We start from the raw sequence: 3,234 nt of genomic DNA on the forward strand, positions 1-3,234 counted from the left end.
GCACGCAACGCGGCTTGTAAACGATGCACGACAACCCACAACTGGAGCTGCCAGGAAGAAAGGAAACGGAGTTAAGGCATGTTGGACGAACTCAAATCGAAACTCGGTTTCGGCGGCGGTGCCGTGCGCGGTCGCTCGAACGACCGGTACGACGACTACGACGATGACTACGGCGACTACGATGATGATTACTCGGAATACGCTGAATACGCGGACGACTCCGAAAACGACTATGATCCTTACGCCCCGGTAACGACCCGCAGTGCTCGCTCGAATTCCACCATCTCGAATCTGGTATCAATCAACGACGTGCGTGCGCACTCGCGCGGGGAGGGCTCATCGAGTACCTCCTCGTCTGCTGCGCGCCGCATGACGACAGCGCATACCCCGTATCGCGGCGAGCGCACCACTGTCGACAGCTCGCTGCCTCCGACGATGACGCCAGAGGGCTCGGCCGCCGTTGCGGCAGCCGCTTCGCGTCCGACCCGCTCCGAAGGGCTGAACTCGCTGTTCGAGCCGACGGCGGGCGAGGCGAAGCCGACGGGCAAGCATGCCGCGACCACGACCCCGTCCTCGCACATGGGCGTCACGTCCGGTGCGACGAGTGCGTCCGCGGAAGGCTCTCTCGGCGCCTTCACGCGCCAGCCCGCGCAATCAAGCGCCGCCGCGGCAATGAGCGAAACTGCGCGGAAGGCTTCGGTACAGGCGAGCTCCGCTTACGACCCCCAGTCCGCCTACGCCCAGGCGCAGGGCGCGCGCTATGTGGCAAAGCGCTCGTGCACGGTGCTCAAGCCGGCGAGCTACGGCGAGGTCGAGAAAATCGCCCGGGCTCTTAAAGGCGGCGATGCGGTTATCCTCGCGCTTCGCAACACGCCCGACTCGCTTTCCAAGCGCATCCTTGATTTCTCCTTCGGCGTCTCGAGTGCGCTCGATGCGGGGGTGGAATGCGTCGGGGACAAAGTCTTCGCGATCACGAAGGGCGACGCCTTAACCGACGCGGAGAAGCTCGCGCTCCGAAACCAGGGAGTGCTATAACGTGGTGAACATCTCGAGCGTGAAACGCGCAGCTGGGGAGGCTATCTCGTGCTGAGCCTGAAATACCTGATCGTATCGCTGTCCGACGTGTACTCGATGCTCATCTTCGTGTATGTCATGCTGTCCTGGTTCCCGACTGATCGCGGCATCCTTGCCGACATCAACACGGTCCTCGGCAAGATCTGCGATCCGTACCTCAACCTTTTCAAGAAGTTCATTCCCCCGATTGGAGGAATGGTGGACGTGAGTCCAATCGTTGCGTTGCTTGTATTACAATTTGGTGTAAGACTGCTGATAGGCTTGCTGTAAAGATGCAGGCTTTGCTGGCGAAGGGAAGATAAATGGCTATCACCTCGGCTGAAATCCACAACCAAAGTTTCTCGATTGACCGCAAGGGATACGACGTCGACGAAGTCGATGTGTTTCTCGAGCATGTCGCCGATGAGATCGATAATCTCAACAACCAGATCGCCGACCTGCAGGATCAATTGAACGATTCGCGCTTCGACGGGTTCGACACGCCGGCCAAGCCGATTGAGGAAGCTCCTGTCGCCGCGCCGGCACCTGCGCCTGCTCAGGACTTCTCGCAGGAACTCGACGAGGCAAACGCACGCATTCGCGAGCTCGAGTCGCAGCTTGAAGAGAAGCAGGCCGACGGCAACGCCATCGCGCAGGCGCTCATTATCGCGCAGCGCTCCGCTGACGAGATTCTCGCGAAGGCCAACAACACCGCGGCCGAGACCATTCAGGACGCGAAGGACGAGGCTCAGCGCATCATCGATCGCGCCAACAACGACAAGCAGGACGTCATCGATGCCATTCGCAAGCTCGAGGACGATCGCGAGGACGCGCGCGAGGAGTATCAGGAACTTCTCACCGACTTCATCAACGACGCTTCTCGCAAGCTCGCCGAGATCGGCGGCGGCTCTCAGGCTTCCGTCGCTGCGGCGCACTACGCCGACACCACCGATGCGACGGCGCAGGTCCAGGTTCCCATGAACGCCGAGCCTGTGGCGTACTCCACGCCCCAGACGGGCAACGTCGCCGTGGCGGCGGCAACCCCCATGCCCTCCGCGGTGGAGAAGGACCTTTCGGGCTTCGGTGACGCCGACGACGACTTCTCCTTCGACGAGCTCGACTAGGGGAATCTTCCAAGAAACGCGAAAGGGGCAGTTCGAAAGCGAACTGCCCCTTTTTCATGCCCTGATGCGGGCTTTGTGCCTCAAAGTGCGAGTGGGTCGATAAGCCGGGTTCTGTCGTTGGGACGGCCATTTATCTCGAACGCGTGTCGCCACGCGTCTCAAGCACGCAACCCGAGCGCACGGAAGGGCACCGTATCGCGTTCCTATTTGCGCTTGCTCCAGATGGGGTTTACCAAGCCACGCCGTTGCCGACGCGCTGGTGCGCTTTTACCGCACCGTTTCAGCTTTTCCCTCAAAAGAGGGAGTCTTCTTTTCTGTGGCACTAATCCGTCGGGTCGCCCCGCCCAGCCGTTAGCTGGCATCTTGCCCTTTGGAGCCCGGACTTTCCTCACGCCTTGCGGCGCGCGACCGTCAGGCCCACTCGCGTATAATAGTGTACCACGAGCATGCTCAAAGTGACGGAAAGGACAAATCAACCATGGGAACCTGTGCGCTTGTCGGTGCGGTCGACTTCAACGCCGAGCATTTCAAGGCGATGGACGCCGCAGGCGCCTTCGATTTCGTAATTGCAGTCGATGCTGGGTTTGCCTCCCTCGAGGCAATCGGGCGCGAAGCCGATATGGCGATTGGCGACTTCGACTCCCTTGGCTACGTGCCCCGGTGCCGTCGCGTGTCGCGTCATCCGGTGAAGAAGGACAAAAGCGACATGGAGCTCGCTATGGAGAAAGCCGTCTTCTGGGACAACCAGGAGCTCTTCGTCTACGGTGCGCTCGCAAAGCGCCTCGACCACACGATCGCGAACCTGCAGCTGTTCGCGCGCTACTCTGAGCGGGGCATCTACGTCACGGGGGTAGGGGACGACTTCGCGGTGCGCTGCGTCACAGGGCCCGACGTCTTCGAGCTGCCCGAGGGGCTTGATGCGGGCGTGGTGTCGGTGTTCTCGGCGAACGACACGGCGCGCGGCGTCATCGAGCGCGGCCTGGAATACTCGCTTGACGACGAGCCGCTTTCCAACCGCACGTCGCTTGGGCTCTCAAACGAGCTTACGGGGAAGCCG

At 61.2% G+C, this 3,234-nt stretch carries 4 protein-coding genes and 1 other RNA gene; 4 read left to right on the forward strand and 1 reads right to left on the reverse strand.

What is annotated here, in order from left to right; translation table 11 throughout:
* Window positions 1-78 precede the first annotated feature (78 nt).
* The 3 genes from Q0G18_RS09180 to Q0G18_RS09190 are packed head-to-tail and all read left to right on the forward strand — an operon-like array spanning window position 79 to window position 2,177.
* The gene (locus tag Q0G18_RS09180; protein WP_297152336.1) at window positions 79-1,035 is read left to right on the forward strand and encodes a cell division protein SepF; all 957 of its coding nucleotides are present in this window, start codon (window positions 79-81) and stop codon (window positions 1,033-1,035) included.
* Window positions 1,036-1,083: 48 nt separating this feature from the next.
* A complete protein-coding gene (locus Q0G18_RS09185; RefSeq protein ID WP_158050198.1) occupies window positions 1,084-1,344 on the forward strand; it encodes a YggT family protein in 261 nt (86 codons plus the stop codon).
* A 32-nt stretch (window positions 1,345-1,376) separates the two neighbouring features.
* A complete protein-coding gene (locus tag Q0G18_RS09190) occupies window positions 1,377-2,177 on the forward strand; it encodes a DivIVA domain-containing protein (protein ID WP_297152339.1) in 801 nt (266 codons plus the stop codon).
* A gap of 84 nt (window positions 2,178-2,261) precedes the next feature.
* Here the strand turns inward: Q0G18_RS09190 and rnpB are convergent.
* An RNA gene (gene rnpB, locus Q0G18_RS09195) (RNase P RNA component class A) lies at window positions 2,262-2,601 on the reverse strand.
* A 54-nt stretch (window positions 2,602-2,655) separates the two neighbouring features.
* Here rnpB and Q0G18_RS09200 point away from each other — a divergent pair.
* On the forward strand, window positions 2,656-3,234 hold a 579-nt coding region (locus Q0G18_RS09200), incomplete at its 3' end, for a thiamine diphosphokinase (RefSeq protein WP_297152342.1).

It is taken from the genome of uncultured Ellagibacter sp. (assembly GCF_934636505.1).
In the GTDB taxonomy this organism is placed as follows: Bacteria; Actinomycetota; Coriobacteriia; order Coriobacteriales; family Eggerthellaceae; genus Ellagibacter.